We start from the raw sequence: 25,251 nt of genomic DNA on the forward strand, positions 1-25,251 counted from the left end.
GAGCCTAATTTAAAATGCGCTTGAAAACCACAATCGTCGCGTCATCCCTGCCGCGCGTGAAATCCCGGTGCAGCACCGCTGCAATCACTGACGAATGGCGTTTTTCTAGCTCAGGATACTGATCCATCGACCATTTTGTGCCTATGCCATCCGAATGCATGATCACAATGGCATCTTCCGTCCATTTATGCAAAAACTCCTGCGTTTTATGCATATTGTTACCAACAATACCATTGTGGCTGATCAGATGCTGGCGGCTTGCCGGCGCGATGATGCAGCCGGCAATATTGCCCACGCCGCAATAGCGCAACTCATTGGCGGCCACATCCACTTTGGCGACAGCCACCGCTGCGCCGCGGCTGCCACGCATCAGCTGATGGCTGGTTTGCATGATGCGATTTGGAAACGATTCCGGACTGTCTTGCAAGGCTTTCACCGCTAATAAAGACGCATCCGCCGCGCCCTGGCCATGGCCCAGGCCATCGGCGATCAGTACGCTCAATTCATTTCTGGAGCCGACGGCAACCCAGGAGTCGCCGCAAACGTCTTCTGTCGCGATGGGTAGGCACATATTGCCAATCTCCCAGACATTTTCCGAAATGATTTCAGGGTCAGCCCACAAGATCATCAGTAGCACCGTCCCTTTATCGTGTTCAGAATAAATATCGATAAAATGGGCCAGGCGTTTAATTGCGCCCAGGCCGGTGCCGGAGGTGCCAGTGGACGAATTGCCGTCCTCAAAATTGATGGCCACATTATGCATGCCAGGGCCGGAATCGACTGCCAGCACCTCTATGCCATGATTGTTACCTTCAGAAATCGGCCGCAGGTAAATCTGTCCCGATTTGGCGTGTTTGCCAATATTGGTCGCCGCCTCAGTGATGATAATCGCCAATTCACCAGACCGGATATCATCGAATCCCAGTTTACGGCTCATGTCGGCGCCTGCTCTGCGTACAGAGGAAACTTCGCTGAGCTCACCAATATTATGGCAACTCTGTGTTCCTAAAATCATCATGCGAACTTCCATTTTCTAATGATTACATGGGTCCCGCTGCCGGGTTGGGTTTCCAGATGAAACTCATCAGAAAGTTTTTTTGCACCACTGAGGCCTAGCCCTAAACCGCCACCACTGGTATAGCCATCAGTCAATGCCAGTTCAACGTCCTCAATACCTGGACCATCGTCTGTGAATAACAGTTCAACCCCCGTTTTTACAGACTCAGTCAGCTTTTTTAAATGACATTCGCCACCCTTGCCATATTTCAGCGTATTACGGGCGAGCTCGCTCGCGGCAGTGATCATTTTGGTCTGGTCGACAATACCAAAGCCTAAAGCGCTTAATTCTTCACGTACCAGTTTTCGTAAACGGACCACATCTTCGTCACTGTACAACGGCATCACGACGGTGCCTGACTCTGCTGTTTTCATTGAAGTACCATGCGTTGGTTTTTTACATAGAAAACGCCTTTCATGCGTTTTGTTCTAACATGGCAATACCGCGTTCAATATTGAGCGCGGTGATCACGCCTTCTAAAGCAAGCCCCAGCTCAACCAGCGTAATGGCAACCGCAGGCTGCATGCCAACCACCACGGTTTTTGCATCCAGGATCTTAGCCATGGCCGCGGTATTACTGATCATGCGGCCAATAAATGAATCAACGATATCCAGCGCAGAAATATCGATCAATACACCTTTGGCGCGGTCTTTCACAATGCGATCGGTCAGGTCTTCCTGCAATGTCATGGCCAGACGGTCATGCATATCGACCTGAATAGTGACAAGCAACAATGTGCCCATCCTCAGGATTGGAATGCGTTCCATGGTTTCCCCTTAAACCGCTAACGGATTAGTGACAGAGGCCCCGGTTTTCTTCAGCGCGATGACAAACGCATCCGCCAGGGTGGCTTTGGTGATCACATCTTCCAGATTCACACCCAGATGCACGATGGTTTGGGCAATCTGCGGACGGATGCCACTGATAATACAATCTGCACCCATCAGGCGGGCAGCGGCGATGGTCTTGAGCAGATGTTGAGCGACCAGGGTATCGACAGTCGGCACACCAGTGATATCAATAATGGCGATCAGTGCGCCGGTCTCGACGATCTTTTGCAGCAGGTTTTCCATCACAACCTGGGTCCTTGCACTATCCAGGGTGCCAATCAGTGGCAAGGCCAGCACGTTTTGCCATAGTTGCACTACGGGTGTGGATAGCTCTAGCAGTTCTTGTTGCTGGCGCAGAATGATTTGCTCACGGGCTTTTTGATAGACCTCAATGGTGAACAGGCCCAGATTATCAAACAAGGCCGTGGTGGTGGCCATCTCCTCAGCCAGTTGCTGGGCATTATTTGAAAGCACCTTGCGCAGCAGTTTGAAAATAGGCTCTTTAAAAGAGAAGATAAAGCCGGCGGTTTCAGCCGGTGAAAATCCCTGTTTCACCCTGGACTGTGAAAACTCAGTCAATAACTGTTTTGTTTCCGCCCAAATTGCCTCGTTCAGATTATGAATCGTCGTTTTTGGGATGTTGGTTTCCAGCAGGTTTAATAGCTGTGCTGCCTGCTGGCGTATTTCTGATTCTGCCAATTTGTCGAAGCGAATGATCTTGGCTTTCATGGCTAAAATCAATTCATCAACCAAGGCTTCTTCATTCCCTTTAATCACTTGTGCGAGTTGCAATGTTGAGTCCTGACTCATTTTTATCTCCGTTGTTCGGTTGCCGGTAAATGGATTACCCGATCTTTAAAAAAGCACTAAATTTTTTTATTTCTAGACTGAAAAATAACTGCTAAACAGGCAGTCTATCTGGTTTTGTCCCTTTAAGGGAATTATTGAAATTCCCCATGCTTCATTATTTATTCACGCGATAATGAATGTGTCATGATTTATTTTTTAGCAGGTGGTTTTTGATCACGCATATTGCTCTAATCGTGTGATCTTTTGCGTTGGCAGAATTGTGCTGCCCGTGCTGATACTGGCTATGTAAACGAAACCCGTTTTAAGACAGCAAGTGTTTTTACGATGATAGGCTTGGGTGTTTTATCTACCGGATTGCAGATAATCAGCCATCGGCACAGGTAGTATTGGCAGGAAAAAGCCTGGCATTCATTTCTGCTATTTTAAAGAAGGTGAGCGCTTAAAAGGACTAGATCACTATTTAAAGACAGGCAATGTTTACATAACAACCATGAAGCAGCTTGTTCAGTGCGATGCACGCCACTAGAAAATCCTGCTGAAAAAACTGCCCTCATTGTTTTCGACAGAAGGGCTTTCCAACTTCCGCCCAAGGAAGCCAAGGTTTTTCACAGGCATAAATGCTGACACCGTATTTGCCAAATTTGCCGCATGCGGATTTTCAGTCTCAAACGCAAATGACCAGGGTTTTTTGCCACTAGCGTTGGAAAAACTGCATAAGACCAAGCCACGCTTACCATCATTGGTGACAAGTTCAACCACATTTCTCGCTGTATTGCCTGCCGTGATGTAAGACCTGACCGCATTGAAATGATTAACAGGGAACAGTCTCATTCTTGGAGTGCCAAAAAGATTCATGCTGACGATGGTGATTTGCCTGCGCGATCGGCTGATTAAAACATATCTGTTAGAGGCAATATATGCCTCCCAAGCCACCCACGCGGTTGTCACCAGGGTCGAAATGACGGCTGCCTGTGTGAGAGAAGAGAGTCCCGTGATCAAGTAAAACGCGACTGTGGGGCAAGTAAATAGCGAAAGTGCCAATACTGGTAATGTGTTTAACGCGCGCTTATCCTGTGTGATGCGTAATTCGTTCATAGTGCATTCATCCTGTACGCTTTTTTTGATGCCTGACTGCCATCGCAATCATGGACTGGTTTAGCTTTTAGTGTTGCCGGAATGAAATTGAAAACGGGTTTGAAAGTTAAAAATAAAATGGCTGAGATATCACAGTCAGCGCTGATTGATGGCAATTACACCATCTTGCCGAGGGGTGGTCTATTCCATGTTTGTGGAATAGACAGAATGCTTGCGGGAATTTAAGCTTGAGCATCTAAACGTTGCAAAAGTTTAAGAGGGAGTACGTGAGCTTTCGAGGCAGCATATGAAATCACAAATTGCTTGGATCATGCATGTTTAGAGTTCAAAGTTTAAATAAGTAAAAAGCAACCTTAAACTCGAGACCCACCCCTCGAGTCTTTTTTTACCCAAAGTATTTTAAGCGTGTAGCAACATTGATAAAAAGTCCTGAATCCTGTTTTTTCACTATGCCGGTAACCGATTCTTACACCAGTCTCAGTGATTGCTGGATAGAGTTTTCTGCTGCCTTTATCCATACTTCATAGCTATCCATTTGAATAAAAAGCTAAAATTTCTCGTGCAATCGGGAGTGATGGCTTGATATCAGGAGCACATCATGCTGGGTACTCTTTTGATCGGAAGTAATATCGTCGCATTATTTGCATTGTTGCCGGCCTGGCCTTATAGCGCAAAGTGGGGATATTGCCCGACTTGGGTGACAAGTGCTTTATTGATCCTGTTGATCGCCCTGGCCGTGGTGGGTGTGATCTAAGCCTGCAGGGTGCTGCCAGCATGTCATGGTCCTGGTCGTACGTGCGTCTTGAGGCTTGTCTGACGATTCTTACGCGTGTATCAGCATTGAGTGACTATTTAGGCCAAAGTGAAACTAGCATGATTGGTTTCATGGAATCATTTTGTACGCGACTAGAGATTGTTGATTTTTGTGAGGTAGATTTTGCAAGTGTAGCGTTCAGCAAACGCGTCGTGAAGTGGGTGTAATTAATCAATAAACGGTGTGAAATATGATGATAAGCATTCATGCAAGCATTAAGATGGTAAGCATTAAGAAGATCAGGTCGCTGCATTACTCCTTTGAACGATCAGTAAAATGAATGCCCTGCTATGACTTTGCTGTATCAACTCGCGGTGCTTGGCGCGCCGTCACAGACTCAAATCAGTGCGCTCAGTGAAGTGATTGCTCAAATTTTAGCAACGTTTAATCTCCGATTGGGCCAAGATGTGGCTTGGGAAATTTTGCCAGCCACCTTTAAACCGCACCAACTGCAACCTGCTGCGGCTGTCTTTTTTGCTGGCCCTCAAGCGAATATGGCCAACCTTGAGGAGCTGCTAGAACGCGGGGTGCCAGTGTTGCCAGTCGTTTCCACCGCGGATCAGGCACCTATTGAGTTGCCTGAAATATTACGGCCCCTTAATTACCTGAACTATGCTGCTGCAGGCGCAGAAATGATTGCGACTACCTTGCTGGAAAGTGTCGGTCTGTTGGCCCGGCAACGCCGGGTGTTCATCAGTTACCGTCGCGATGAGGCTGCTGAAGTCGCCACGCAACTGTTTAATGCGCTGGTGGAGCGGCAGTTTGATGTTTTTCTTGATAGTCAGGGCACGGCACCAGCTGCAGAGGTGGAAGCTCTTTCCTGGCATCGCCTGTACGATTCAGATGTATTGCTGATGCTGGACACGCCTACCTATTTTGACAACCGCTGGACCAATGCCGAGTTTGGCCGGGTGCTAGCCAAAGGCATCAGTGTGCTGAAAGTGAGCTGGCCCGATGCGGTGGCTACGCTAAGGTCAGCGACCGCGAGCATCGTAAAACTGTCGGCAACCGATATGACAGCTGATCCCCGCCGCTTGGCTGAGGATGCGCTGGCTCGTATCTGCCAGCAACTTGAAGAAGTCCGCAGCCAGAACCATGCGGTGCGCTCGGTCAACCTGCTGAGCAGTATCCGCATCGCTATCCAGGCCATAGGCGGCAAAATACTGGGCGTGAGTGCACACAAAGCCGTACATGTGCAATTACCTAACCGCGAACAATTGACCGTGTACCCAACCGCAGGGGTGCCTATCCCCTTTAATCTTGAGGAAGCATACACGCATACACCAAGTCAGTCGGCCGCAGTGATTTACGACCCGGTGGGCCTGAATCAGGAGGGGCTGCAGCATCTGGACTGGCTAAAGACGCATGCGCGCGCTACCAGCTGGATCAAGGCCACGGAAGCCGGCACACAATTTGCAAAGTGGGGGCATTAAACATGGGGGCGATTTTTCTTTCCGCCAGCGTGCCATTGACACACCGCGGCACCTATCACGAGACCGCCAATCCTTTCCTGATCCAGTGCGCGGTACGTGAAATGGTCATCTCGGTGATCCGCCAGCATCGAATCATCTGGGGCGGGCACCCGGCGATCACGCCCATGCTATGGAGCATTTGTGAAGATCTGGGCGTAGATTATGCCGAAGCGGTAGTGTTATACCAGAGCAGGTTTTTTGCAGATGATTATCCTGAAGAGAACCGCAAATTCGGGAATGTGATTTTTACTGATGCGGTGGCCGGTGACCGTGAAGCCAGCGTATTGCATATGCGCAAGGAAATGCTTTCTCGCCAGGACCTGACCGGTGCCGTGTTTATCGGTGGTATGGAGGGGGTGGAAACCGAACATGCGATCTTTAAATATTACCATCCTGACGCCAGCGTGTTACCGGTCCCCTCTCCTGGCGGTGCGGCCTTAACGCTGGCACTAGACCACGGCTATGGCACACAGACAGATTTGGCCGATATCGATTTTGCACGCCTGTTTCATACGCATTTTTCTTATCCTAATATCCGGGCGATGCAGTAACGCCTGCTGTATTTAATCATCCACAGTATTCACAACTTTCATTTTCGCTATGGCTTTCACCGGCCACATACAATATCTTCCATTAGATATTCAGCGCCATTCGGTTTATGCTACTAGAGCTTTAAATTTCACAGGGTTGGGTATGGCGCGCAGGGTTTTTTATAGTTTCGATTACGACAGCGATTGCTGGCGTGCTTCCATGGTACGCAATATCGGCGTAGTGGAAGGCAATCAGGCGGCCAGGGATAACACATGGGAAAGCGTTAAGCGCGGTGATGAGGCAGCCATCATGCGCTGGATCGACGACCAGCTGAATGGACGTAGCTGCACGATTGTGCTCATTGGCGCCGACACTGCCGCTAGCCGCTGGGTGAGTTACGAGATTGAACAGTCGTTGAATAGTGGCAAAGGCATATTAGGCATACGCATCCACAAGTTGCTCGATCAGCAACAGCAGGTTTCCAAGGCCGGGCCTGATCCTTTCGCTGCCCTGACCTTGCCGGATGGCAGGCCATTATCTGCCACCATCCAGACTTACGATCCGCCGGGTGCGGATAGTAAAGAAGTCTATGCCTATATCAGTGAGCATCTGGAGGGCTGGATTGAGGCTGCCATTGCCGCCAGGCCAAGATAACCACTGCTTGCTGTGCTCTTGCGCTTAAACAATTGCCCTGACTCAAATGCATGAAGTAAGGGCAATCGTGTATCGCTGATGATGAAAAGTCAACGCATTAAAAAGTCAGCGTATGCTGAATTAAACATGTTTTTAACTTTGCGTGTTAATCATCTTTGTTCACGCGGGCATCAATTTTTTTGGCTTCTTCCAGATGCTTTTTCAATACCGGCAAAGTATCCGCCGCAAACTTTTTGATTTCCGTATCGGTTGCATCTTCTGCTGCGTCTTCAAATAGTTTTACGGCCTGCTCATGCGCAGCCACGCCTATGCCAGCAGCATAACTTTTATCAAATTTGCTGCCTTCTCTGGTTTCCAGGTATTTGAGTTTTGCCTGTTGTATCAGGCTAGGTTCTTTGGGCAGTTCCACACCGCGCTGGGCGGCGAGCGCTTTCACTTTGGCAGCAGCCTGTGTATGGTCTTCCGTCATCATTTTTGCAAATTTCTGTATCTCTGCGTCTTTGGATTTTTTAAGCGCCAGCTGGCTGCCCTCCACCTCATAATTACCCGCCTCGGCAGCATTTTTCAAAAACCGCTTATCGGAAGAAGTAATATCTTTGGCATTCACCTGCAGGCTCATACACAGCAAGCCTAATAAAGCTGAACCCAACATTAAACGTTTAACTGAATGCATGGCGATTTCCTTTTTATGGTTGAACTGGAAATCAGTGTAAGTCGAAACTTGTGAGTACAACGTCAGTGCCACTCTGATTCACTTGTCAGCGAGTTTGAATCAAGGGCTCACAGAAGCGCTAACGATGCATTTTTGTCGCCATTCAATCCGCTCTGTGAATTAGCGATACCTACAAAACAATCAGAGATAACAGGCTTCTGCATATTTCTTGTGCTCTTTAAAGTTGAGCCATTCATTCGGCATGGTGAAGCATTACTTCTCGCCATACACCTACATTTCAACTTTAAAGGATCCACTATGCGTGCACTGACCTACCATGGAAGCAACGATGTTCGAGTAGAGAACGTCCCTGACCCTATCCTCACCAGCGAAGATGACGTGATTTTGCGCGTGACAGCAACCGCTATTTGCGGCTCTGATCTGCACTTGTACCGCGGCAAAATCCCCGAAGTGAAAGAGGGCGATATTCTCGGCCATGAGTTTATGGGGGTAGTGGAAGATGCAGGGCCTGCGGTCACCAATGTGAAAAAAGGCGATCGTGTGATCATCCCGTTTGTGATTGCCTGTGGTCACTGTTTTTTCTGTGAAAAAAGCCAGTATGCTGCGTGCGAAACCACCAATCCTGATCAGGGCGCATCGCTCAATAAAAAAGATATCAAACCGCCAGCTGCGTTGTTTGGCTATAGCCACCTGTATGGTGGCGTACCTGGCGGGCAGGCTGAGCTGGTGCGTGTGCCGCATGGCAATGTCGGCCCGTTTAAAGTGCCTGGTTCGCTGGCCGATGAACAGGTGTTATTTCTCACCGATATTCTGCCTACCGGATATCAGGCGGTATTGAATGCAGACATTGTGCCAGGTTCTACCATCGCCATTTTTGGCGCCGGGCCAGTCGGGCTGATGGCGGCTGCCTGTGCTCGCATGATGGGGGCAGAAACCATATTCATGGTTGACCATCACCAGTATCGCCTGGATTTTGCCCAGGAAGCTTATGACACTATCAGCATTAATTTTGATGAGAATGAGGACCCCGCTGATCTGATCATCCAGCAGACCGGCTACCGGGGCGTAGATGCCTGCATAGATGCTGTGGGGTTTGAGGCCAAAGGCAGTTTGATTGAAACCACGCTGACTACGCTAAAACTCGAAACCAGCAGCGGCCAGGTCTTGCGTCAATGTATCGCAGCCACCCGCCGTGGCGGCATTATCAGCATCCCTGGTGTTTACTCAGGCTTTATCCATGGCTTTTTATTAGGCGATGCTTTTGATAAAGGCATTACTTTCAAAATGGGCCAGACGCATGTGCATCAATATCTGGGCGAGTTGCTAGAGGATATTGAAGAGGGCAGGTTGCAACCCGCCGATATCATTACCCACAGAATGTCGCTGGAAGATGCTGCCAGAGGCTATGACATCTTTAACAAAAAAGAAGAGAACTGCCGCAAAGTGGTGTTGATCCCCGGTGCGAAAGCCATGGATAGCAAGCAACTGGTGACGGTCGATTAAGTGGCTTTGTCAGATGAATCTGCGTGCATTTACATCAATGTCTGACGCGGCTATCAGCCGTGCACGGATAATTTGTCGGCGCTTTGGCCATTAAACTATTGCTTAACGGTGCTTTAACTTCTACCTCTAAAAGCTGGCACATAGACATTTGATAAGGAAATAATATGCTGATAGGCCAGATAATGACCCCGGAAGTGATTGTCGCCTCCCCCAATGACACTTTGCGCGCTGCGGCTAAAACCATGCTGGAACATGATTTAGGCATCTTGCCTATTTGTGACAATGGCGAATTGATCGGCATGTTGTCAGATCGCGACATCACCATTCGTGCGGTAGCGAGAGGCTTGTCACTGGATGACACCCGTATTAGCCAGTTGTTGGGCACTGAAGCGAGATATATGTTTGAAGACCAGACGGTAGAAGATGCTGCGCGTTGTATGAAGCAGTTTCAGGTGCGCAGATTACCGGTGCTCAATCATGAGCATCACCTGGTGGGGATTGTTTCGCTGGCAGACTTGGCTTTGACTGATCAGCATGCAGCCACAGAAGCGTTAGCCGGTATATCTGAACCCGCTTGAAGCGGTAAGCGCTGACTCGCATAAGTCTCAGGTCTGTCTTAAGCATGCACAGGCCTGAGCTAAAGCTGGCTTCAGATAAAGTTTTTACGAAGCGCCAAAGCTAATATCTTTGTTGCTTTCCCTGAAAGTCGTTTCAGCCGCTGATGGCACATTGATCACTTTAGGCTGGGCATCATTCAACATGGCTGTATCCAGCGCATGGATCACTTTTTCAGTGAACAAACGGTCATTGCTGGTGACCACGCGATGTTCTCCGGCCGCTGTGTGAATCAGCACTGAATACTTGGTGCCACCAGAAACCCAGAATACCACTCCTAGCAAAACACAAAAGCCGCCCAGGGCAAATAAACTGCCTTCATCAAGCAACAATGCCACGCCGGTAAAAAACAAAATCAGCGCAGCGATTCGCTTTGGTTCTACCAATCGTGATTCAACGAAATGAATATCTGAAATAGCATAGGTTTTGCCATGCACATTTAGCCGCTGGGGGCTGATTTTTATATCAGCATGATTAAACAATATATTTTCATCCATAACTTGACCTTTACTAGGTGAAAGCGGGGGAGAAGAATGGATGAATAAAGCAGCAACCACTTATACGCCCACGCGCACAGCGTGTTACGTTAATCAGCGAAATCAATCGCATGCTGCAGAAGTAAACGAACTACTAGGGGAGCACGAGAGGGAAATTTAAAACGAATACTTAGGACAACTACTCAGGTGGAAGGCCTCACACGGCTACAAAGAGGAGAATTTTCAGTACTGCTTTCGAGAAGTGAATCCTTAATATACGCCTATTTTTTAACAAGCACACCTTCTTTTAATACATAAATTGCAGGAAGGGCGATTTTTCCTGTTTTTTGCACGACGTAAGCAGCATGAACCATTATTTAGCATGGCGTTTATGACATACACATGAAGCTTTAATCCTTTTCCAAAGCCAAATCAGCACAACGCGACACGAAATACTAAGGCTGCCGTAGTTTTCTAAAATTATCTCGTCAGCAAACCAAAGTGCACGTCCTCGAGTATTAGCTTATTTTCCAACAATGACTTTCAGCAAACTTTAAGCGCGAGCCATTCACTCGTCGCTTATTTAACTCTAAGGCCGCTGCGCGCGTCCGACGATTCCTACAAAAAATTCAGTATAAATTCTATGGAGCCCCCACTTATAAATCCGCATGATTGAGATTCATTCAAACGGGTATGAAACACGATACCTGGCGATGAAATAAGTAGTGAAATGGTTGCGGTTTTTACCTTGTGTCATGTCCGCAACCAAACAGTGCAATCTTCTATTAATTTATGTGATTTGTGGAGGGATCATGGTTGGGGATGTGTTGATCGGGCTACTTATCGTAGCTTTATTTTTTGCAATGCCAGCATGGCCGTACAACACCAAATGGGGTTATTACCCGATTGGGATTATTGGTTCAGCACTTGTTCTATTGCTGATTTTGTCGCTGATAGGCCTGATTTAATACTGGGATAATTGTTCCGGTTTATTCAGGTGCTGAAGTGAGATGTATCAGGTTGAAAGAAAAACTTAATTATAAATTTATGGAGCTACATCATGGCACAAGCTATCTTATCCACTGACCCGTCAGCGGGTCGCACAAATAATCTCACTCCTGTGAGTACGGTCAATGGCAGTGCCATTTCCTGGTCTGCCATCCTGCTGGGGGCGGTCGCCGCTGCGGTACTTTCCCTGATTCTTTTCCTGCTTGGCACCGGACTGGGTTTATCTTCCATTTCGCCATGGGCGCATGATGGTGTGACAGCCGCGACTTTTGGTATTGCTGCCATTATCTGGATCACCGTGACACAAGCGCTAGCTTCAGGCTTGGGTGGTTATCTGACTGGCCGCTTGCGTGTCAAATGGCAAGATACTGACGCGGATGAAGTCTACTTCCGTGATACAGCGCATGGCTTTATTGCCTGGGGCATTGCTACCTTGGCTACAGCTGCGCTGTTGACCAGTGTGATTGGCTCGGTAGTTAGCACCGGTGTACAGGCAACGGCGAGTGTTGCAGGTGGTGCGGCGACTGCCGGTGCTGTTGCAGCAGTCCACAGTGGCGCCGGTAAAGAAGCCGGCGACCAGGCTAATGATGCCTCTGCCTATTTTGTGGATGCCTTATTCAGATCAAATGCTGCGGCGGTGACAGATTCACCTGACCATGACCCAGCGACTGACCGCCACAATACTGCACATACACATGCAGTAGCCAACACAACGCAGTCACAAGAAGTACCAACTGCTGAAGTTGGCCGTATTTTTGCCACTTCACTGGCTAATGGTGATTTGTCTGCTGAAGATGCCACCTATGTTGCGCAATTGATCTCACAGCACACGAATCTGACCCAGCAAGAAGCTGAAACACGAGTGAAAGAGATTTATACCAATGTGCAGACTAAAGCGAAAGAAGTAGAAACCAAAGCTAAAGAAGCTGCAGATAAAGCACGCAAAGCTTCTGTAGGCATTGCTTTGTGGTTGTTTGTTTCATTGCTGATCGGTGCGTTCTCAGCCAGCCTGGCTGCTACTTGGGGTGGCCGCTGCCGTGATGCGTAATTGTCATCATCAGCCTACTTGATATTTTAATTTTTGCAGGAGATCTAACATGCGTTCATTACTACTGTTTTTTTTAGGTGTGCCTATTCCACTGATTATTCTGATTGCCTTGTTTGTCCGCTAACTGATTCAAGTGCTTATGCCTGAGGGTCTTGGGCTTAAGCACTAGCTGACGGCGATCTTAATAAATGGATTGTTTAACTAAATTGATTGTTTACCTGGAGGTTATATGCGCTCATTGCTACTGTATTTTATTGGTATCCCAATTCCAATCATTATCCTGATTGCTTTATTCGTACGTTAATTACGTACTTCACTCATCAAGGCGAAGCATGCTTCGCCTTTATTGCTTTAAGTTCTCCGCTCTATAAACAGGCTGTTACCCATGATTTTTTTGGCCTGTTTCTTCGCCAGGCTGACTGCAGAAGACAACTCATGTTGTGATCTGTATTTGCCGGGTTTCACTTTCACTGCGCCAATAGACAGGCTGACAAACGGGTATTGCACCACTTTGCCCTGGCGGTCTTCTGCCACAATGCCACCGGCGGCTTTGTGCGCCGCATCATAAAATTCCGGAATGTCAGTTTCCAGGCTGGCCAGGATCTGTTTGCAGCGTTCCTGCCAGTTCTCACTCTGGAAGATCACAATAAAATCATCACCACCAATATGGCCGACAAAGTCAAAATGCTGGTCGACATGGTTGAGCAGTAACTTGGCGGTGTAGCTGATGATTTCATCGCCACGGCGGAAGCCATAAATATCGTTATAGGGTTTAAAGGTGTCCAGATCAAAATAGCAGACACTGAATTTGCATTCAGAGGCTAGCAGGCGCTCGAGCTGTTCATTGATAGGCACGTTGCCGGGTAACAGGGTGATCGGGTTGGCATAGCGGGCGGCGTTGATCTGCATTTGCGTGACTTCACGCAGCAGGTCCTGCCCGCGACCAATGCCCAGATAGCGGCCGTTGTCGGTAATAATAAAGCCATTGCTGAAGTGTTGTGCTTCTTCAGCGATGATGTCACTCAGTGCCTTCAGGCTCATGGACTTTTCCACGATCAGCGGATGGGCATCCATAAAAGTATCTGAACAGCGGCGATTGCCATATAGCTCGCGGCGGAAAGGCCGCGCCAGGTTGTCTATCATGGCATAGCGGGTAATCAGCCCGATCGGGGTCTCGCCATCCACCACTGGCAGCATATGGATGCTATTGTCGGCTTCAATCAGGCGCATGACTTCATTATTGGTCATATCGGCCGGAATCGGCGGGATGTATTTCAGTAACTTGTTCACGTTGGAACGGTGGTCGAGTGCCACATAATTATTCTGGTAAAGGTGCAGCGTGTTCCTCACCAGTTGTTTTTTGACTTCTGCATCAATCGACAGTATCGGCTCAGGCTCCGGCCGGCCCAGGTAATAGCCTTGGCCAAAATCAATCTTCAGGTCTTTGATAATGCAGAGTTCTTCATAGGCTTCTATGCCTTCGGCGATCACCTTGGCGCCGGAGTTCTGTGCGATCTGCTGGATAGAGCGGACAAACTCGAACTTGACCTGGTCCTGCTGGATGTTACGGATAAAGTGCTTATCAATTTTGACGTAGTCCGGCTTGAGCTCAGACCATAAACGCAAGCTGGAAAAACCCTCGCCGAGGTCATCCATCGCGATCTCAAAGCCGATATTACGGTAGTACTGTACCGCCTCGCGCAACAGGCCATAATCCATATTGCGCGTTTGTTCGGTGACTTCAATGATGATCTGCTTGGGTTCCAGCCCCAGGGTAGCCAGATAGGCCAGGGTTTCACCTTTGTTAGGTGCCGACATTAACAGCATTTCCGGTGTGCTGTTGAGGAATAACTTACGCGTTTTGCAGGTGGCCGCATAATTTTCCAGCACGATCTGGCGGCTCAGATGCTCCATTTCCGGCAAAAAAAGTTGTTCTTTGGCCGCATCAAATAAATCCAGTGGCGCGTGCAGGCTGGTTGTCGCCGGGCCGCGAACCAAGCCCTCAAAGCCATAAATATCCGCGCTCTGTAATGACACTATGGGCTGGTAGACCGAGGTCAGGTTGCGATTGATCAGGATATCCAGAATGACCCGCGAGTGCTCATCACGGCTACTCTCAAATAACCTGCGCTGATCGTCGCCCCACTTGGCGCCCCAGCTGTAAGCCAGGTTTGCAATTGATTGTGTTGTTCTATCCATAGGGGCATTCTTTTTGAGGGCGAGCATTGCTGACTTGTCTTTTGATTACAATCCACTAGCAATAACGTAAGGAAAGTCCGTTAACTTAAACCGAAAACCGGTATTTCTGGCGTTTTCACAAAAGATTCAAAATTGCATCGAATATGTTAATGCCTGAAAGCACGCCCCCAGGGTGATCGCTGGACAAAACAAAGGCCCCGGTTGAGAGGCCTTTGTCTTGAGCGTTACACCAAAGCTTCTAATAAATCTGGCCCGAATACTTCTTTATGGATACGCGAGGCGGCTACGCCCGCTTCGACCAGACGCTGCTTCTGCGTCTGCATGAAGCCTGTTGGCCCGCACATATAAATCTCTGCACTTTTCAGCACTGCCTGCGGAATATCGTCAATGGTCAGCCTGCCCTGGGCATCATCTGCTGCCTGGCTGGTATACAGCTTGAATTTCAACTGCGGCATCGCTTTGATCGCCTGTTCAATATCCGCGCGGTGCAAGTATTCCTCTGGCGAGCGCACTGCGTACAACAAATGGACCACCTGCTGTGGATTCACTGTGGCCAGATGGTTCAGTGCCGCGATCATGGGGGTGATGCCAACGCCTGCCGCCAGCATGACGACAGGCTTGTCGTGCAGCGCATTTATTGCAAACTCACCGTAAGGGTGGCTTATTTGCAGGCTATCCCCAACTTTGAGATTGTCATGCAGCCAGTTGGAGACGGATTTGTCTGCAGCCGCGCCGGTGAGTGATTCTTTTTTGACCGTAATCGACAAGCTGTTTTTCCCCGGCGCATCAGACAGGCTGTACTGTCGTGGCTGGCGTTGACCATCGGCAAAAGTGACATAGACGCTGATGTATTGCCCGGGAATATAAGCGGGTAGCGCAGCCTGGTTCAGCGGCTGTAACCTGAACGTTTTGGCGGTAGGGCTTTGCGTGATGATGTCTGCCACCCGCATTTGCGTCAGGTCGCCCGGTGCAGTGGTGTTGCCATACAGGTTTTTTTCTTCAGCGATCAGGGCATTGGCGAGTGCGCCATAGGCTTCAGCCCAGGCGTCCAGCAGCGGCGGGGTTGCCGCGTCGCCCAATACTTCTTTAATGGCGCCTAGTAGATGGGTGCCTACAATCGGGTAAAGATCGGCAGTGATACCTAGCGAAGCATGTTTATGCACAATGCGGGTGATTACCGGGGCCAGCGCTGCAGGATTCTCGAAGTTGGCGGCATAGGCAAACACCGCTGCCGCCAGTGATTGTTGCTGCGTGCCATCGGCCTGGTTACGCATATTGAATACATTCAAGAGTTGCGGGTGCGCCTTGAACAGATTGGCATAGAACACGGTGGTGATCTGGACACCATGCTCGCGTAACACAGGCACACTGGCTTTGATATAAGGTACTGCGGTTTCAGAAAACATGTCTTTCTCCTTTTTATATTATGCATAAAAAATGCATATTTAAATGTCAAAAAAATGGGCATCACTGCCCACGCATTTTGTTACCCAACAAGTCGTATATAGTCGTACTGCAATGTCTGGATTGAACCGGTCGATTTCCCTTTGAGTATGCTCGCCAGGGTGTAAGTGTTCAACGTATCGTAAAAAGTATTCAGTGCATGACTCAAGGCCGCCTTGAGGCCGCACGCCGGGTTCAGCACACAATGCAGGGCTTCACAGTCGATCAGATGCTCCGAGCCTTCCAGCAGTCTGACCAGGTCGCCGACCTTGATCTGCTCAGGCGGGCGGGCCAGTTCAATGCCACCAGACCTGCCGCGCAGCGAGCGAATATAGCCATGTCTGGTCAGGGTGGCAGACACTTTCACCAGGTGATTGCGCGCCATCTTGAATTGCAGTGCGACTTCTGCCACCGTCACTGGCGGTGATTCTCGGTCATTCACTGCCAGGTACATCAGCAGTCGTAAACCTAAATCTGAAAAGCGCGTGAGTTGCACAAGAATCCTTCGTCTATTTAATGTGCATTATAGATGCACATTAAAACAGGTCAAGCAGATTTTTTGCTATCAGAATATTCCTACACTTAATTCAGCCATAACTGCATAGCAAGCTAATTGCCTTGCCTGCATGATTGAGCCTCAATTAATTTTAATAATTCAAAACAAAATTGCTCGATTTTCGGCAATAGTTTGAAGTCAAGGAGAACCCTATGCTTAGAACTGTCCTGCTTGTTATTCTGATTCTTGCCTTAGTCGGCGCCTTGCCTGCCTGGCCTTATAGCTCTGGTTGGGGATATTACCCAAGTGGCGGGCTGGGACTGGTTGTGTTGATCCTGCTTATCCTTGCATTGACCGGCAGGTTGTAGGAAAACGTATTCGATTGGCTTGGATAGAAATATCTAAGCCAATTTTTATCTCTCTGGTTTAATTTTTTATAAGGAAGCACATCATGATCATGGCAAAACGTTTTTTAAGCGCCTTCTTGGCAATGTCAATTTTCTTCACTGGCTCTATCCAGACCGTACAGGCAGCCATGATTGCGACCGAGCAAGTGGCTGAATCAGCAGTCACCGCTAAAGGCGAGCAGGACCGCGCAAAAATCGTGGATATGCTGACACGTGACGAAGTGCAATCTGCATTGGTCGCACGCGGTATCGACCCGGTGGAAGCCAGATCGCGCGTGGCAGCGCTGAACGATGACGAAGCCAATAAACTGGCGACACAACTGGATAAAGCACCAGCTGGCGGCGGTATCATCGGTGCGATCGTGCTGGTGTTCCTGGTATTGTTGCTGACTGATATCCTAGGTTTCACCAAGATATTCCCGTTCACACGTTCAGTACGTTAATGCTTTATCATCTCGCAAATTACTTTGCGAGATGGAACATTGAATATATGAGCAGCTTAAAAGCCAGACTGTATCGTTATTGCATGCTGGCTTTTTTGTGCCTGCTGACTGCGTGTGCTGCCACCGGTGTGCGTGAAGCCACGCAAAACACCCAGCTGCCACGCCATGCCGAGCTCACGCAAACGCCTTTCTTCCCGCAAGAGCAATACCAGTGTGGTCCCGCCGCGCTGGCAACTGCGTTAAACGCGGTGCATATCCCGGTCACCCCCGAACAATTAACGCCTGAAGTGTATGTGCCTAGCCGGCAAGGCAGCCTGCAAATCGAGATGCTGGCCGCCGCAAGACGTCATGGTGCTATCGCCGTACAAATCCCGCCACAGTTGGAAGCTGTCATGCAGGAGATTGCGGCTGGCAATGTGGTGGTAGTGATGCAGAACCTGGGCTTTTCCTGGGTACCTTCTTGGCACTATGCGGTGGTGGTGGGCTACGATGCCGATAAAGAGTTGATCTGGTTGCGTTCAGGGCCTTATCAACGTCAGGAGATGTCCCTCAGTGCTTTTCAACGCACCTGGGCACGTAGCGAGCACTGGGCGTTTGTGGCGCTGGCTCCGGGGCAATTGCCCGCCAGTGCCAATGCGGATGAAGTTTCGAAAGCCTTAGTCGCCTATGAAAGAAATGCGCCTGCTCCGGCGCGAAAAACCGCTTATCAGGTTGCCGTGCAAAAATGGCCTGATCACCTGGTGCTATTAATGGGGTTAGGCAATGCCGCTTATGCTGTGGGTGACCTGCCATTGGCAGCCAGCAGTTTTAAACGCGTGACTGAAGTGCACCCGAACTCTGCTGCCGCCTATAATAATTTGGCCAACGTATTACTTGCGCAGAAGCAAATCACCCAGGCCGAAACGGTGGCTAAACAGGGGCTGGCGCTAGCGGGCGAGAATGAAAAATTGAAGTCGCAAATCAGCCAGACGCTGGCAGAGATCCGGCAGCAAAAGCAATCATCATCGAGGTGATCTGAAAAATACGATGAGTGATAGAAACGCAGCGCTGCTGCGTTTTTTTATGGCTGAATTAAAGGGAAGTTCTTCGATCAGGGTGTTAGGTATGTTTTTCCAGATAGCTATAAAAATCCTTGCGCTTGAGCGACTTGGAGAATAGCCAGCCCTGCACATATTTCACGCCGCGCTCGCGCAGTATCTTTGCCTGCTGCTCGGTTTCAACGCCTTCGGCCACCATGTCCAGCTGCAAGGTTTTTGCCATTTCAATGATGTGGAAAGCAACATGGCTGGTCACGGCATCGGTGCCCACCGAATCGACAAATGTCTTATCTATTTTCAGGTAATCGAGCTGGAATTTGGTCAGGTAAGACAAGCTGGAGTAGCCGGTACCAAAATCATCAATCGCCACCATCACGCCACAGGCGCGTATGTTTTTAATCGTGGTCAGCGCTTCGTCATCATCCAGAAAGCCGCGTTCGGTCACCTCAATGACAATCTGTTTGCCTTGCGCACCAGTGGTTTTTTTCAGATGTTCTATCATCGGTAATAGCTTGCCTGAACGGATATCAAGCGAAGAGATATTGATGCCGACATGAAAGTTTTGATGCATGTTCAGCGCAGTGTGCATATCTTTTGCCACTAACTCAAACACGCGTTGGGTGATCTGGCAGATGACGCCGGAAGCTTCAGCGGCAGGGATAAAGGTGTCCGGGCTGATAAAGTTATTGTCTGGTGTTTTCCAGCGGATCAGCGCTTCTGCACCTACGCATTGGTTGTTCTGCAGGTTCATGATGGGCTGGTATTCCAGGTAAAATTCGTTCTTTGCCAGCCCGCGTAAAATGGCTGATTTTGTCGAATAGCGTGTGCGTTGCATGTAAACGAAAATGCCGCCTAGCGAGATGCCCACCACCATGGCTAGTGGAATCAGTATCTGGATAAAAGAGACCAGGTCGTCGTTGATATCCTTGAGTGGCATGGCGGCGACCACCCCGGTCAGGTTCAGCTGGTTGGGCGCCATATAAACCAGCATGTGACGTTCTTTATCAATAAAAGTAAGTGCTTGCTTGCCTTGATACCTCTGCAGCCACTCAGTCGCGATTTCACCTCTGGCGGTATACAGCCTGTGCGACTGGATACCGAAAATGCCGACTGACACCCCGGAGTTACCCAATGCCTCTATCGCATGACTGGGGACCATCACGATGGCCCAGCCGGCTTTTTCCATCACCACCAGGTGGTGGTTTTGCCAGTCGGACACTTTGATATTGGCCCATAGACGAGTGCCGTCCGGCTCTACTCTGAACGGTGTGCCGAGGGTCACGCCATCGAACACCTCAGAAATGGAGGAGCATACGATGCGGTTGTCTTTGACGTGGGCGACCGCCTGCAGGAAAAAGCCTGAAATATTGAATTCCTGCATCTTCTGGATATGCTGTGGTGCGCAGGCATCTTTTTCTGCCACGTGTGCGAAATGGTTGACCACATTGGTAAACTGCGCCCGCGTAGAACTCATGCGCATCAACACGCCGTTGGTGATTTCGCGCAGGCGTTTGGTTTCTTTTGAGATGGCCTGGTTCTGCGCAATCATCAGAGATAAAAAGATAGAAACAAAAGCGGTGATAACGATCAGCAGGATGGTGACGCCAGTCAGCACCCGGTTGTTACGCCACCCCATTGTTAACAGATTATTCATATTGATACACCCTTCCAGAAGGTCATTCTTATCGCTGCTTCGTCGATTTTTCAGCCATTAACTGGCCGATGAGCGTTACGGGATAGGCGCTTGTGATCTGGAAATGGTTAAATACGCGCGCGATACAAGAGTGATAAACATAATTTATTTTTTTCGTTAATGTTGTTTTGGATATCGATCTTGAAGCTGTATGGAAAGTAATTAAATTTATATTAATTATCTTCTATAGGGTAGTTATCGGCGCGAGATGGTGAGTCTGTAGAGTGAAAAGCGATTAAATGTTAATTTTTTTTATTTTATGGCCTGAGATGGTAAATCTGGCTGCGACCTGAATAATTATCATAAGGTTTAATTATCGTAGCGAACCACGCTGATCTCACCATCCATTTCTATTTGCATTTGTTTGACTTCAGCGATGTTGCCTATGCCTTCTTCCCTGAGTTTGGCCATGATTTCATCTTTGGTGACGAATTCTTTGCGCATCTGTTTTCTTTGCAAGATGCCATTTTTAACCAGCACCAGCGGTTGCGCCTCGACCATCCTCCTTACCCAGGCGTATTTAAAACTCAGGAAATCGATCAACAGGTTCCAGAACACCAGCACGATGATCAGTACCAGGCCATCTGAAATCGATTTGGCGTCACCACTCATGGCGTTCTGCGATGCATCGGCTATGATCACCACAAACAGGAAGTCACTGACGCCGACACTGCCCATGCTGCGCCGCAGGATAGACCTGAAGATAATGAACAGGAACCAGTAAACCACTGATCCGCGCAGGATGATTTCCCATAGCGGAATGGTTAAGTGAAATGTTGAGAAATCCATCTGAATCGCCCCTTTAAATGCATGCATACTTAGCGCAAGCTTGGGGTGAATGCTACAAAAATATCCGGATTTAATTTGTCAGATGTAGATGAAAAGCATGTAGGAAAAGGCTGAAAGTGAGGCCGCCTTTTTGCAAACCACCAGTAAATCATGGCGACACCCCATGTCATCGCTCTCGTGTCCGACCATTCCTACAGGGATTTCAGTCTCAGTGACATAACGCTTTCTGCCAACAAGCTGCAACATGGTGGCGTTTATGTTTACAGATTAAGTGAGGAGAGTGAAATGCTGAGTACTGTATTGTTAGTGATATTGATTCTGGCCGTGATTGGCGCTCTACCAACTTGGCCGCACAGCGCCAAATGGGGCTATTACCCAAGCGGTGGTTTGGGACTGGTGTTGCTGATCCTGATTATTCTGGCACTTACGGGAGGGTAACCATGACCAGTGAGACACAAATCAACCAGGCGGACCCGAATCCGCAAGTAGAGAAAGACACACTGCATACCGATGAAGTGAGTGCGCATCTAGTGATGGATATATTTGTTAACCATTTCAAGCTACTCACTGGCGAGGCTTTGCTGGCAACCAAGTTAAGTAGTGTCTGGTACGATAAACAGAAGAGTCAGGAAGACCTGGTTAATGGCATTGAATATGCCAAAGCACAGGAGTGGATAGTGCCGCTGGATGAAGCCTTCCGGCTGACAGAGGCCGGCTTTAACGCGGCTTCAGGTCACATGGCTGAGTGACCATGCAACCTGCACATAATGCATAATTCAGCTGATCACTGAGGGCGAGTTTATCCCTCAGTATCCCCTATGATATCCGGCTGCACATCCGGTTCAGCAGGCTCGGTCGGCTGATAAGGTGTATCAGGATCTGGCTTGATTGGTTTATGTGTTTCTTCTGGGAATGCCGGATGCGTTGTTTCATCCGCCAAGCCAAAAAAGTGTTGTGCGATCAGTGACTGCGGCATGCTTTTCTCCAGGCAAATATTTCAAGTAATGTATTTAAATACAGATTCAAAGATACTTGCCTGGCGCATGCTTTTTTATCGGTGATTACCTGATAAACCTGTCAGAATTTCTTGATGCATGGGATGACGGTTCCCGCCGATGAAAATTCCTACGCCGGTTTCCTGAAACCGCCGACAGAGTGCCTGGCCAGCCTCGCGTAGGCTGAGCAACAAGTACTCAAACTACAATCTATCGTGATGTGTTTATCAAGACATCCACTGTCTCTGTTGTTCCAACTTAAATCACTCCCTAGATGCAATGAGGTGTTGTATACCGCAGAGACCGCATGCAAGGAGAACGCGATGTTAGACAAAAACCGCTCAGAAATTACATGGATAGAACCGATCAGCCTGGATGGCTGTGATGGCGAAACAACTTCCAGGAAGACTGCTGTGCGAGAAGAAAGATTGCAAAACCGTGAGGGAAAATCATGTTCACGTACAGTGAAGCAGGCGCTTGCAATTGACCATTTGAAAGTGCGCAAGGCTGGGTAACATTTGCCTTGAGTGATGCAGGTTGCGCTGACAGGCATTGGCATCAAGCAGGCTTGTCTGAACTTTCCTACAAAATATTCAGCAAAAATTGTATAGCAGATTTTCTTTGAATTCTGGATGATGAATCATCATTAATCTTTCAGAATTCAAGGCCCAATCGCCAGGTTAACTGGCAATGCCTGAATGATTTGCAGGAGAACGCCATGATTAGTACTCTGCTTATTGTGTTTGTCGTGCTGGCTGCCATTAGTGCCGCCCGCACCTTGCCTTATAACATCCAATGGGGTGAATACCACTCTAATAAAGGTGTGATTGGTGTGGTGATTGCGGTGTTGATTATTCTGTCGTTTACGGCTGGTTTTATTGAGGTTTAATTGTGTATTCACTGCATGCACATGTTGGTATCCGCTGGCAGGTGAGAATATGGTCTGCTTGTGCCGGTGGGCTAATGTTCAAACGACACGTGCCCTTGGCTGGCCATTTCAATGCGTTTGATATCGTAATCACTCAAGTGATCAAATCCTGTAAAAGTGATCTTCGCGCTTTTATCTTTGGCAGCATCGGCGATTCTGATCAGGTCATCAAGTGACTTACTCGTCACACTCAGTTTAAAGCCCAGACCTGCATGCGCGATGCGTATCAATTCCTCTGTGGCTATGGTTTCAAATCGCATGCTGCTTTACCTCCTCAGCGTGAAAAAAACCTGTAGGAAAATCACAATTAACTGGCTGAAAAGCCAGCTTACTCCTTTATTAATCTTTGTTAAATATTTATCTAAATAATATTTTTTAAGCATGCGGTTAAATGCAGTTATAAAACGGCATCGCCACTATTTAAAGTGATCTGATTGAAGTAATCTGAACGCAGGCGGTTTCTTGACTATTTTGCAGGTAATTGATAAATTCAATTTGGCATGCATCCATTTATCAAAAAACTATTTGCCTTGATCGCGCTGCTTTCGCTGCTGAGCTCGTCAGCGTGGGCGGTTTCGCCGCAGGTACTGGTAGATGATGTATTTGCCCCCGAAAACACCACTGTCGATGCGCATATGCAGCAAAGCGCGGATGACAGCCGTCCGCCGCATCAAGAATCCACCTGCAATCATGCCTGCCATTTTTCAGCCCATCTGCTCGGCTTGATTTCAGACGATATTGCGCATGCCATGCCGCGGTTGGATACCGGTGCTTACAGTGTTGAAGCGCTGGATTCCATCAGCTTTCCCTTCTTAAAAGGCTTGTACCGCCCGCCTATTCTCCTTTAAATCAATAGCCATGCAGAGGTGCAATCAGTTCGCGCCTCTGCACATGATTGATTTACAGAAGAGGATTCCACTGTGTTTATCCCTACGAGAATGACACGGCTGCAACGGGTTGCAGCCATTGTCGGCTTTGGCTTATGGCTTACGATAAGCTTTTCAATAACCGCGTTACATGCAGCGCCACTCACGCTGGACCAGGCCTGGCTGTTTGCCATCCGCAATAATGCCGATTTGCAGCGCCAGATGGCCAATCAGAGTATCCCCGACGGCGACTTCCAAGATGCCAGAGGGCTGCTTTACTACAATCCTGTGCTCAACCTGGACGTGCGGCAGCGCAATATTAGCCAATCGCCTGGTGCCGATACACGGCGGGGGGAATGGGGTGCTGGCATAGCGCAAACCTTTGAGATCGCTGGCCAGCAAGGCTTGCGCAGAAATGCTGCCCAGCAAAGCCAGCAGGCGATTGCGCTGGATATCGCTGAAGAATACCGTCTCCTGCATGCACAACTGGAAGAACAGTTCGTCACTGTGCTGGCTATCCAGAAGCGCATAGAGGTCGAGCAACGCATCCTGACGCTGATAGAGCAAAACACTGCCTTATCGCGCAAGCGGGTGCAGGCTGGCGAAGACAGCCTGCTGGATGGCAACCTGGCGGTGGTCGATACCGAGCGAGCCCGCAACCAGTTAAGTGGCTTGAATGAGCAACTGGTACGCGCGCGGGCGCAACTGGCCGCGACCTTGCAGTTGGGTGAAACCGAATTGCCCATGGTTGCGGGCGAGTTGATGCCTGCTGCCACCAGTTACACCCTCACTGATTTACTGGAGAAGTTAGCGGCCAGGCCTGCTATTCAATCACTCAATATCAAAGAGTCCGCTGCCAGGTCACGGCTGGAACTACAGCAAAACCTCAAATACCCCGACCTGACCGTCAGCCTGGTCAATAGCCGTGAAGCCACCATGGCCGGCGATGACAATATCACGTCGGTAGGTTTTTCACTCCCGCTGCCGCTGTTTCGCCGCAATGGTGCCGGCATAGGCCGTGCCACAGCCGAATTTACCCAGTCTGAAATCAACCGTGCCGCACTCACACGCAATGCCAAAGCCGCCATCCAGGCCGCCTGGCTACGCCGTGAAAATATACGCGAACGGGTCAGCCGCCTGGATAAAGAGGTGTACCCGAGGCTGGAACAGAACCTCAAGCTGGCAAAAATCGCCTTTGAAAATGGCGAGATCGGCTTGCCACAATTGCTGATCCTGCAACGGCAAACAGTCGATGCCCAACGCGACATTATCGATGCCCAAAAAGATATCAGGCTGGTCCAGGTTGAACTGGAGTATGTCTCTGGCTGGTTATTGCCCACTTTGCCCGCGAATTAATCAGGATAAACA

At 48.9% G+C, this 25,251-nt stretch carries 31 protein-coding genes; 17 read left to right on the forward strand and 14 right to left on the reverse strand.

Annotated elements, in window-relative coordinates:
• Window positions 1–4 precede the first annotated feature (4 nt).
• From ACTS9Y_RS07800 to ACTS9Y_RS07820, 5 genes are all read right to left on the reverse strand, one after another.
• Window positions 5–1,018 (reverse strand): ATP-binding SpoIIE family protein phosphatase, encoded by a 1,014-nt coding sequence (locus tag ACTS9Y_RS07800; RefSeq protein ID WP_442585383.1) that lies wholly within the window; start codon window positions 1,016–1,018, stop codon window positions 5–7.
• Window positions 1,015–1,431 (reverse strand): anti-sigma regulatory factor, encoded by a 417-nt coding sequence (locus ACTS9Y_RS07805; protein WP_442585384.1) that lies wholly within the window; start codon window positions 1,429–1,431, stop codon window positions 1,015–1,017. Before ACTS9Y_RS07805 ends, ACTS9Y_RS07800 begins: the two co-directional genes overlap by 4 nt.
• A gap of 40 nt (window positions 1,432–1,471) precedes the next feature.
• The gene (locus tag ACTS9Y_RS07810) at window positions 1,472–1,825 is read right to left on the reverse strand and encodes an STAS domain-containing protein (RefSeq protein ID WP_442585385.1); all 354 of its coding nucleotides are present in this window, start codon (window positions 1,823–1,825) and stop codon (window positions 1,472–1,474) included.
• A gap of 9 nt (window positions 1,826–1,834) precedes the next feature.
• Window positions 1,835–2,698 carry an STAS domain-containing protein gene (locus ACTS9Y_RS07815; protein WP_442585386.1) on the reverse strand — a complete coding sequence of 288 codons (864 nt, stop codon included), beginning with the start codon at window positions 2,696–2,698 and terminating at the stop codon, window positions 1,835–1,837.
• 522 nt (window positions 2,699–3,220) lie between these two features.
• The gene (locus tag ACTS9Y_RS07820) at window positions 3,221–3,793 is read right to left on the reverse strand and encodes a hypothetical protein (protein ID WP_442585387.1); all 573 of its coding nucleotides are present in this window, start codon (window positions 3,791–3,793) and stop codon (window positions 3,221–3,223) included.
• A 598-nt stretch (window positions 3,794–4,391) separates the two neighbouring features.
• Here ACTS9Y_RS07820 and ACTS9Y_RS07825 point away from each other — a divergent pair.
• From ACTS9Y_RS07825 to ACTS9Y_RS07840, 4 genes are all read left to right on the forward strand, one after another.
• Window positions 4,392–4,547 (forward strand): DUF3309 family protein, encoded by a 156-nt coding sequence (locus tag ACTS9Y_RS07825; protein ID WP_442585388.1) that lies wholly within the window; start codon window positions 4,392–4,394, stop codon window positions 4,545–4,547.
• Between the two features lie 350 nt (window positions 4,548–4,897).
• Entirely contained in the window at window positions 4,898–6,040 is a 1,143-nt protein-coding gene (locus ACTS9Y_RS07830; RefSeq protein ID WP_442585389.1) for a toll/interleukin-1 receptor domain-containing protein, read from the forward strand.
• Window positions 6,041–6,042: 2 nt separating this feature from the next.
• The gene (locus ACTS9Y_RS07835) at window positions 6,043–6,630 is read left to right on the forward strand and encodes an SLOG domain-containing protein (RefSeq protein WP_442585390.1); all 588 of its coding nucleotides are present in this window, start codon (window positions 6,043–6,045) and stop codon (window positions 6,628–6,630) included.
• A 142-nt stretch (window positions 6,631–6,772) separates the two neighbouring features.
• Window positions 6,773–7,264, forward strand: a complete 492-nt coding sequence (locus tag ACTS9Y_RS07840) for a TIR domain-containing protein (protein WP_442585391.1) — start codon at window positions 6,773–6,775, stop codon at window positions 7,262–7,264.
• 145 nt (window positions 7,265–7,409) lie between these two features.
• Here ACTS9Y_RS07840 and ACTS9Y_RS07845 read toward each other — a convergent pair whose 3' ends face one another.
• On the reverse strand, window positions 7,410–7,937 hold the full coding sequence (locus ACTS9Y_RS07845) for a DUF4142 domain-containing protein (RefSeq protein WP_442585392.1): 528 nt from the start codon (window positions 7,935–7,937) through the stop codon (window positions 7,410–7,412).
• A gap of 297 nt (window positions 7,938–8,234) precedes the next feature.
• On the opposite strand from ACTS9Y_RS07845, the gene ACTS9Y_RS07850 reads away from it, so the two are divergent.
• Window positions 8,235–9,440, forward strand: coding sequence for a zinc-dependent alcohol dehydrogenase (locus ACTS9Y_RS07850; RefSeq protein ID WP_442585393.1), 1,206 nt, complete (start codon window positions 8,235–8,237; stop codon window positions 9,438–9,440).
• Window positions 9,441–9,604: 164 nt separating this feature from the next.
• Window positions 9,605–10,018, forward strand: a complete 414-nt coding sequence (locus tag ACTS9Y_RS07855; RefSeq protein ID WP_442585394.1) for a CBS domain-containing protein — start codon at window positions 9,605–9,607, stop codon at window positions 10,016–10,018.
• Window positions 10,019–10,102: 84 nt separating this feature from the next.
• Here the strand turns inward: ACTS9Y_RS07855 and ACTS9Y_RS07860 are convergent, their stop codons facing one another.
• Window positions 10,103–10,612 carry a DUF6232 family protein gene (locus ACTS9Y_RS07860; protein ID WP_442585395.1) on the reverse strand — a complete coding sequence of 170 codons (510 nt, stop codon included), beginning with the start codon at window positions 10,610–10,612 and terminating at the stop codon, window positions 10,103–10,105.
• Window positions 10,613–11,286: 674 nt separating this feature from the next.
• Between ACTS9Y_RS07860 and ACTS9Y_RS07865 the strand changes: the two genes are divergently transcribed.
• Both ACTS9Y_RS07865 and ACTS9Y_RS07870 read left to right on the forward strand, forming a co-directional pair.
• A complete protein-coding gene (locus tag ACTS9Y_RS07865; RefSeq protein WP_442585396.1) occupies window positions 11,287–11,499 on the forward strand; it encodes a DUF3309 family protein in 213 nt (70 codons plus the stop codon).
• Window positions 11,500–11,591: 92 nt separating this feature from the next.
• Window positions 11,592–12,587 (forward strand): hypothetical protein, encoded by a 996-nt coding sequence (locus ACTS9Y_RS07870; protein ID WP_442585397.1) that lies wholly within the window; start codon window positions 11,592–11,594, stop codon window positions 12,585–12,587.
• A 351-nt stretch (window positions 12,588–12,938) separates the two neighbouring features.
• Here ACTS9Y_RS07870 and ACTS9Y_RS07875 read toward each other — a convergent pair whose 3' ends face one another.
• The 3 genes from ACTS9Y_RS07875 to ACTS9Y_RS07885 form a co-directional block, all read right to left on the reverse strand.
• Complete coding sequence (locus ACTS9Y_RS07875; protein WP_442585398.1) at window positions 12,939–14,786, reverse strand: GGDEF domain-containing protein; 1,848 nt, start codon at window positions 14,784–14,786, stop codon at window positions 12,939–12,941.
• A 224-nt stretch (window positions 14,787–15,010) separates the two neighbouring features.
• Complete coding sequence (locus ACTS9Y_RS07880; RefSeq protein ID WP_442585399.1) at window positions 15,011–16,192, reverse strand: globin domain-containing protein; 1,182 nt, start codon at window positions 16,190–16,192, stop codon at window positions 15,011–15,013.
• Between the two features lie 80 nt (window positions 16,193–16,272).
• Window positions 16,273–16,725 (reverse strand): RrF2 family transcriptional regulator, encoded by a 453-nt coding sequence (locus ACTS9Y_RS07885; protein ID WP_442585400.1) that lies wholly within the window; start codon window positions 16,723–16,725, stop codon window positions 16,273–16,275.
• 212 nt (window positions 16,726–16,937) lie between these two features.
• On the opposite strand from ACTS9Y_RS07885, the gene ACTS9Y_RS07890 reads away from it, so the two are divergent.
• The 3 genes from ACTS9Y_RS07890 to ACTS9Y_RS07900 all read left to right on the forward strand — a co-directional run bounded on the left by ACTS9Y_RS07890 (window position 16,938) and on the right by ACTS9Y_RS07900 (window position 18,588).
• Window positions 16,938–17,093 carry a DUF3309 family protein gene (locus ACTS9Y_RS07890; protein WP_442585401.1) on the forward strand — a complete coding sequence of 52 codons (156 nt, stop codon included), beginning with the start codon at window positions 16,938–16,940 and terminating at the stop codon, window positions 17,091–17,093.
• Window positions 17,094–17,182: 89 nt separating this feature from the next.
• Window positions 17,183–17,575: a PA2779 family protein gene (locus ACTS9Y_RS07895; protein WP_442585402.1), complete on the forward strand. Its 393-nt coding sequence runs from the start codon at window positions 17,183–17,185 to the stop codon at window positions 17,573–17,575.
• A gap of 47 nt (window positions 17,576–17,622) precedes the next feature.
• Window positions 17,623–18,588, forward strand: coding sequence for a PA2778 family cysteine peptidase (locus ACTS9Y_RS07900; RefSeq protein ID WP_442585403.1), 966 nt, complete (start codon window positions 17,623–17,625; stop codon window positions 18,586–18,588).
• Window positions 18,589–18,673: 85 nt separating this feature from the next.
• Here the strand turns inward: ACTS9Y_RS07900 and ACTS9Y_RS07905 are convergent, their stop codons facing one another.
• Window positions 18,674–20,266 (reverse strand): EAL domain-containing protein, encoded by a 1,593-nt coding sequence (locus ACTS9Y_RS07905; RefSeq protein ID WP_442585404.1) that lies wholly within the window; start codon window positions 20,264–20,266, stop codon window positions 18,674–18,676.
• Between the two features lie 348 nt (window positions 20,267–20,614).
• Window positions 20,615–21,094, reverse strand: a complete 480-nt coding sequence (locus tag ACTS9Y_RS07910; protein ID WP_442585405.1) for a DUF421 domain-containing protein — start codon at window positions 21,092–21,094, stop codon at window positions 20,615–20,617.
• 285 nt (window positions 21,095–21,379) lie between these two features.
• Here ACTS9Y_RS07910 and ACTS9Y_RS07915 point away from each other — a divergent pair, with 285 nt between their 5' ends.
• Both ACTS9Y_RS07915 and ACTS9Y_RS07920 read left to right on the forward strand, forming a co-directional pair.
• A complete protein-coding gene (locus ACTS9Y_RS07915; protein WP_442586924.1) occupies window positions 21,380–21,532 on the forward strand; it encodes a DUF3309 family protein in 153 nt (50 codons plus the stop codon).
• Window positions 21,533–21,534: 2 nt separating this feature from the next.
• Window positions 21,535–21,843: a hypothetical protein gene (locus ACTS9Y_RS07920; protein WP_442585406.1), complete on the forward strand. Its 309-nt coding sequence runs from the start codon at window positions 21,535–21,537 to the stop codon at window positions 21,841–21,843.
• Between the two features lie 50 nt (window positions 21,844–21,893).
• On the opposite strand, the gene ACTS9Y_RS07925 is transcribed toward ACTS9Y_RS07920, so the two are convergent.
• The gene (locus tag ACTS9Y_RS07925; RefSeq protein ID WP_442585407.1) at window positions 21,894–22,070 is read right to left on the reverse strand and encodes a hypothetical protein; all 177 of its coding nucleotides are present in this window, start codon (window positions 22,068–22,070) and stop codon (window positions 21,894–21,896) included.
• Window positions 22,071–22,412: 342 nt separating this feature from the next.
• Between ACTS9Y_RS07925 and ACTS9Y_RS07930 the strand changes: the two genes are divergently transcribed.
• Both ACTS9Y_RS07930 and ACTS9Y_RS07935 read left to right on the forward strand, forming a co-directional pair.
• Window positions 22,413–22,604, forward strand: a complete 192-nt coding sequence (locus ACTS9Y_RS07930) for a hypothetical protein (RefSeq protein ID WP_442585408.1) — start codon at window positions 22,413–22,415, stop codon at window positions 22,602–22,604.
• A gap of 203 nt (window positions 22,605–22,807) precedes the next feature.
• Window positions 22,808–22,978 (forward strand): DUF3309 family protein, encoded by a 171-nt coding sequence (locus ACTS9Y_RS07935; protein WP_442585409.1) that lies wholly within the window; start codon window positions 22,808–22,810, stop codon window positions 22,976–22,978.
• 71 nt (window positions 22,979–23,049) lie between these two features.
• Here the strand turns inward: ACTS9Y_RS07935 and ACTS9Y_RS07940 are convergent, their stop codons facing one another.
• Entirely contained in the window at window positions 23,050–23,277 is a 228-nt protein-coding gene (locus tag ACTS9Y_RS07940; RefSeq protein WP_442585410.1) for a hypothetical protein, read from the reverse strand.
• Between the two features lie 240 nt (window positions 23,278–23,517).
• Between ACTS9Y_RS07940 and ACTS9Y_RS07945 the strand changes: the two genes are divergently transcribed.
• Both ACTS9Y_RS07945 and ACTS9Y_RS07950 read left to right on the forward strand, forming a co-directional pair.
• Window positions 23,518–23,865, forward strand: coding sequence for a hypothetical protein (locus ACTS9Y_RS07945; protein ID WP_442585411.1), 348 nt, complete (start codon window positions 23,518–23,520; stop codon window positions 23,863–23,865).
• 72 nt (window positions 23,866–23,937) lie between these two features.
• Window positions 23,938–25,239 carry a TolC family protein gene (locus ACTS9Y_RS07950; RefSeq protein ID WP_442585412.1) on the forward strand — a complete coding sequence of 434 codons (1,302 nt, stop codon included), beginning with the start codon at window positions 23,938–23,940 and terminating at the stop codon, window positions 25,237–25,239.
• The last annotated feature ends 12 nt before the right edge of the window (window positions 25,240–25,251 follow it).

The sequence above is a fragment of the Methylophilus sp. genome (assembly GCF_052173275.1).
In the GTDB taxonomy this organism is placed as follows: domain Bacteria; phylum Pseudomonadota; class Gammaproteobacteria; order Burkholderiales; family Methylophilaceae; genus Methylophilus.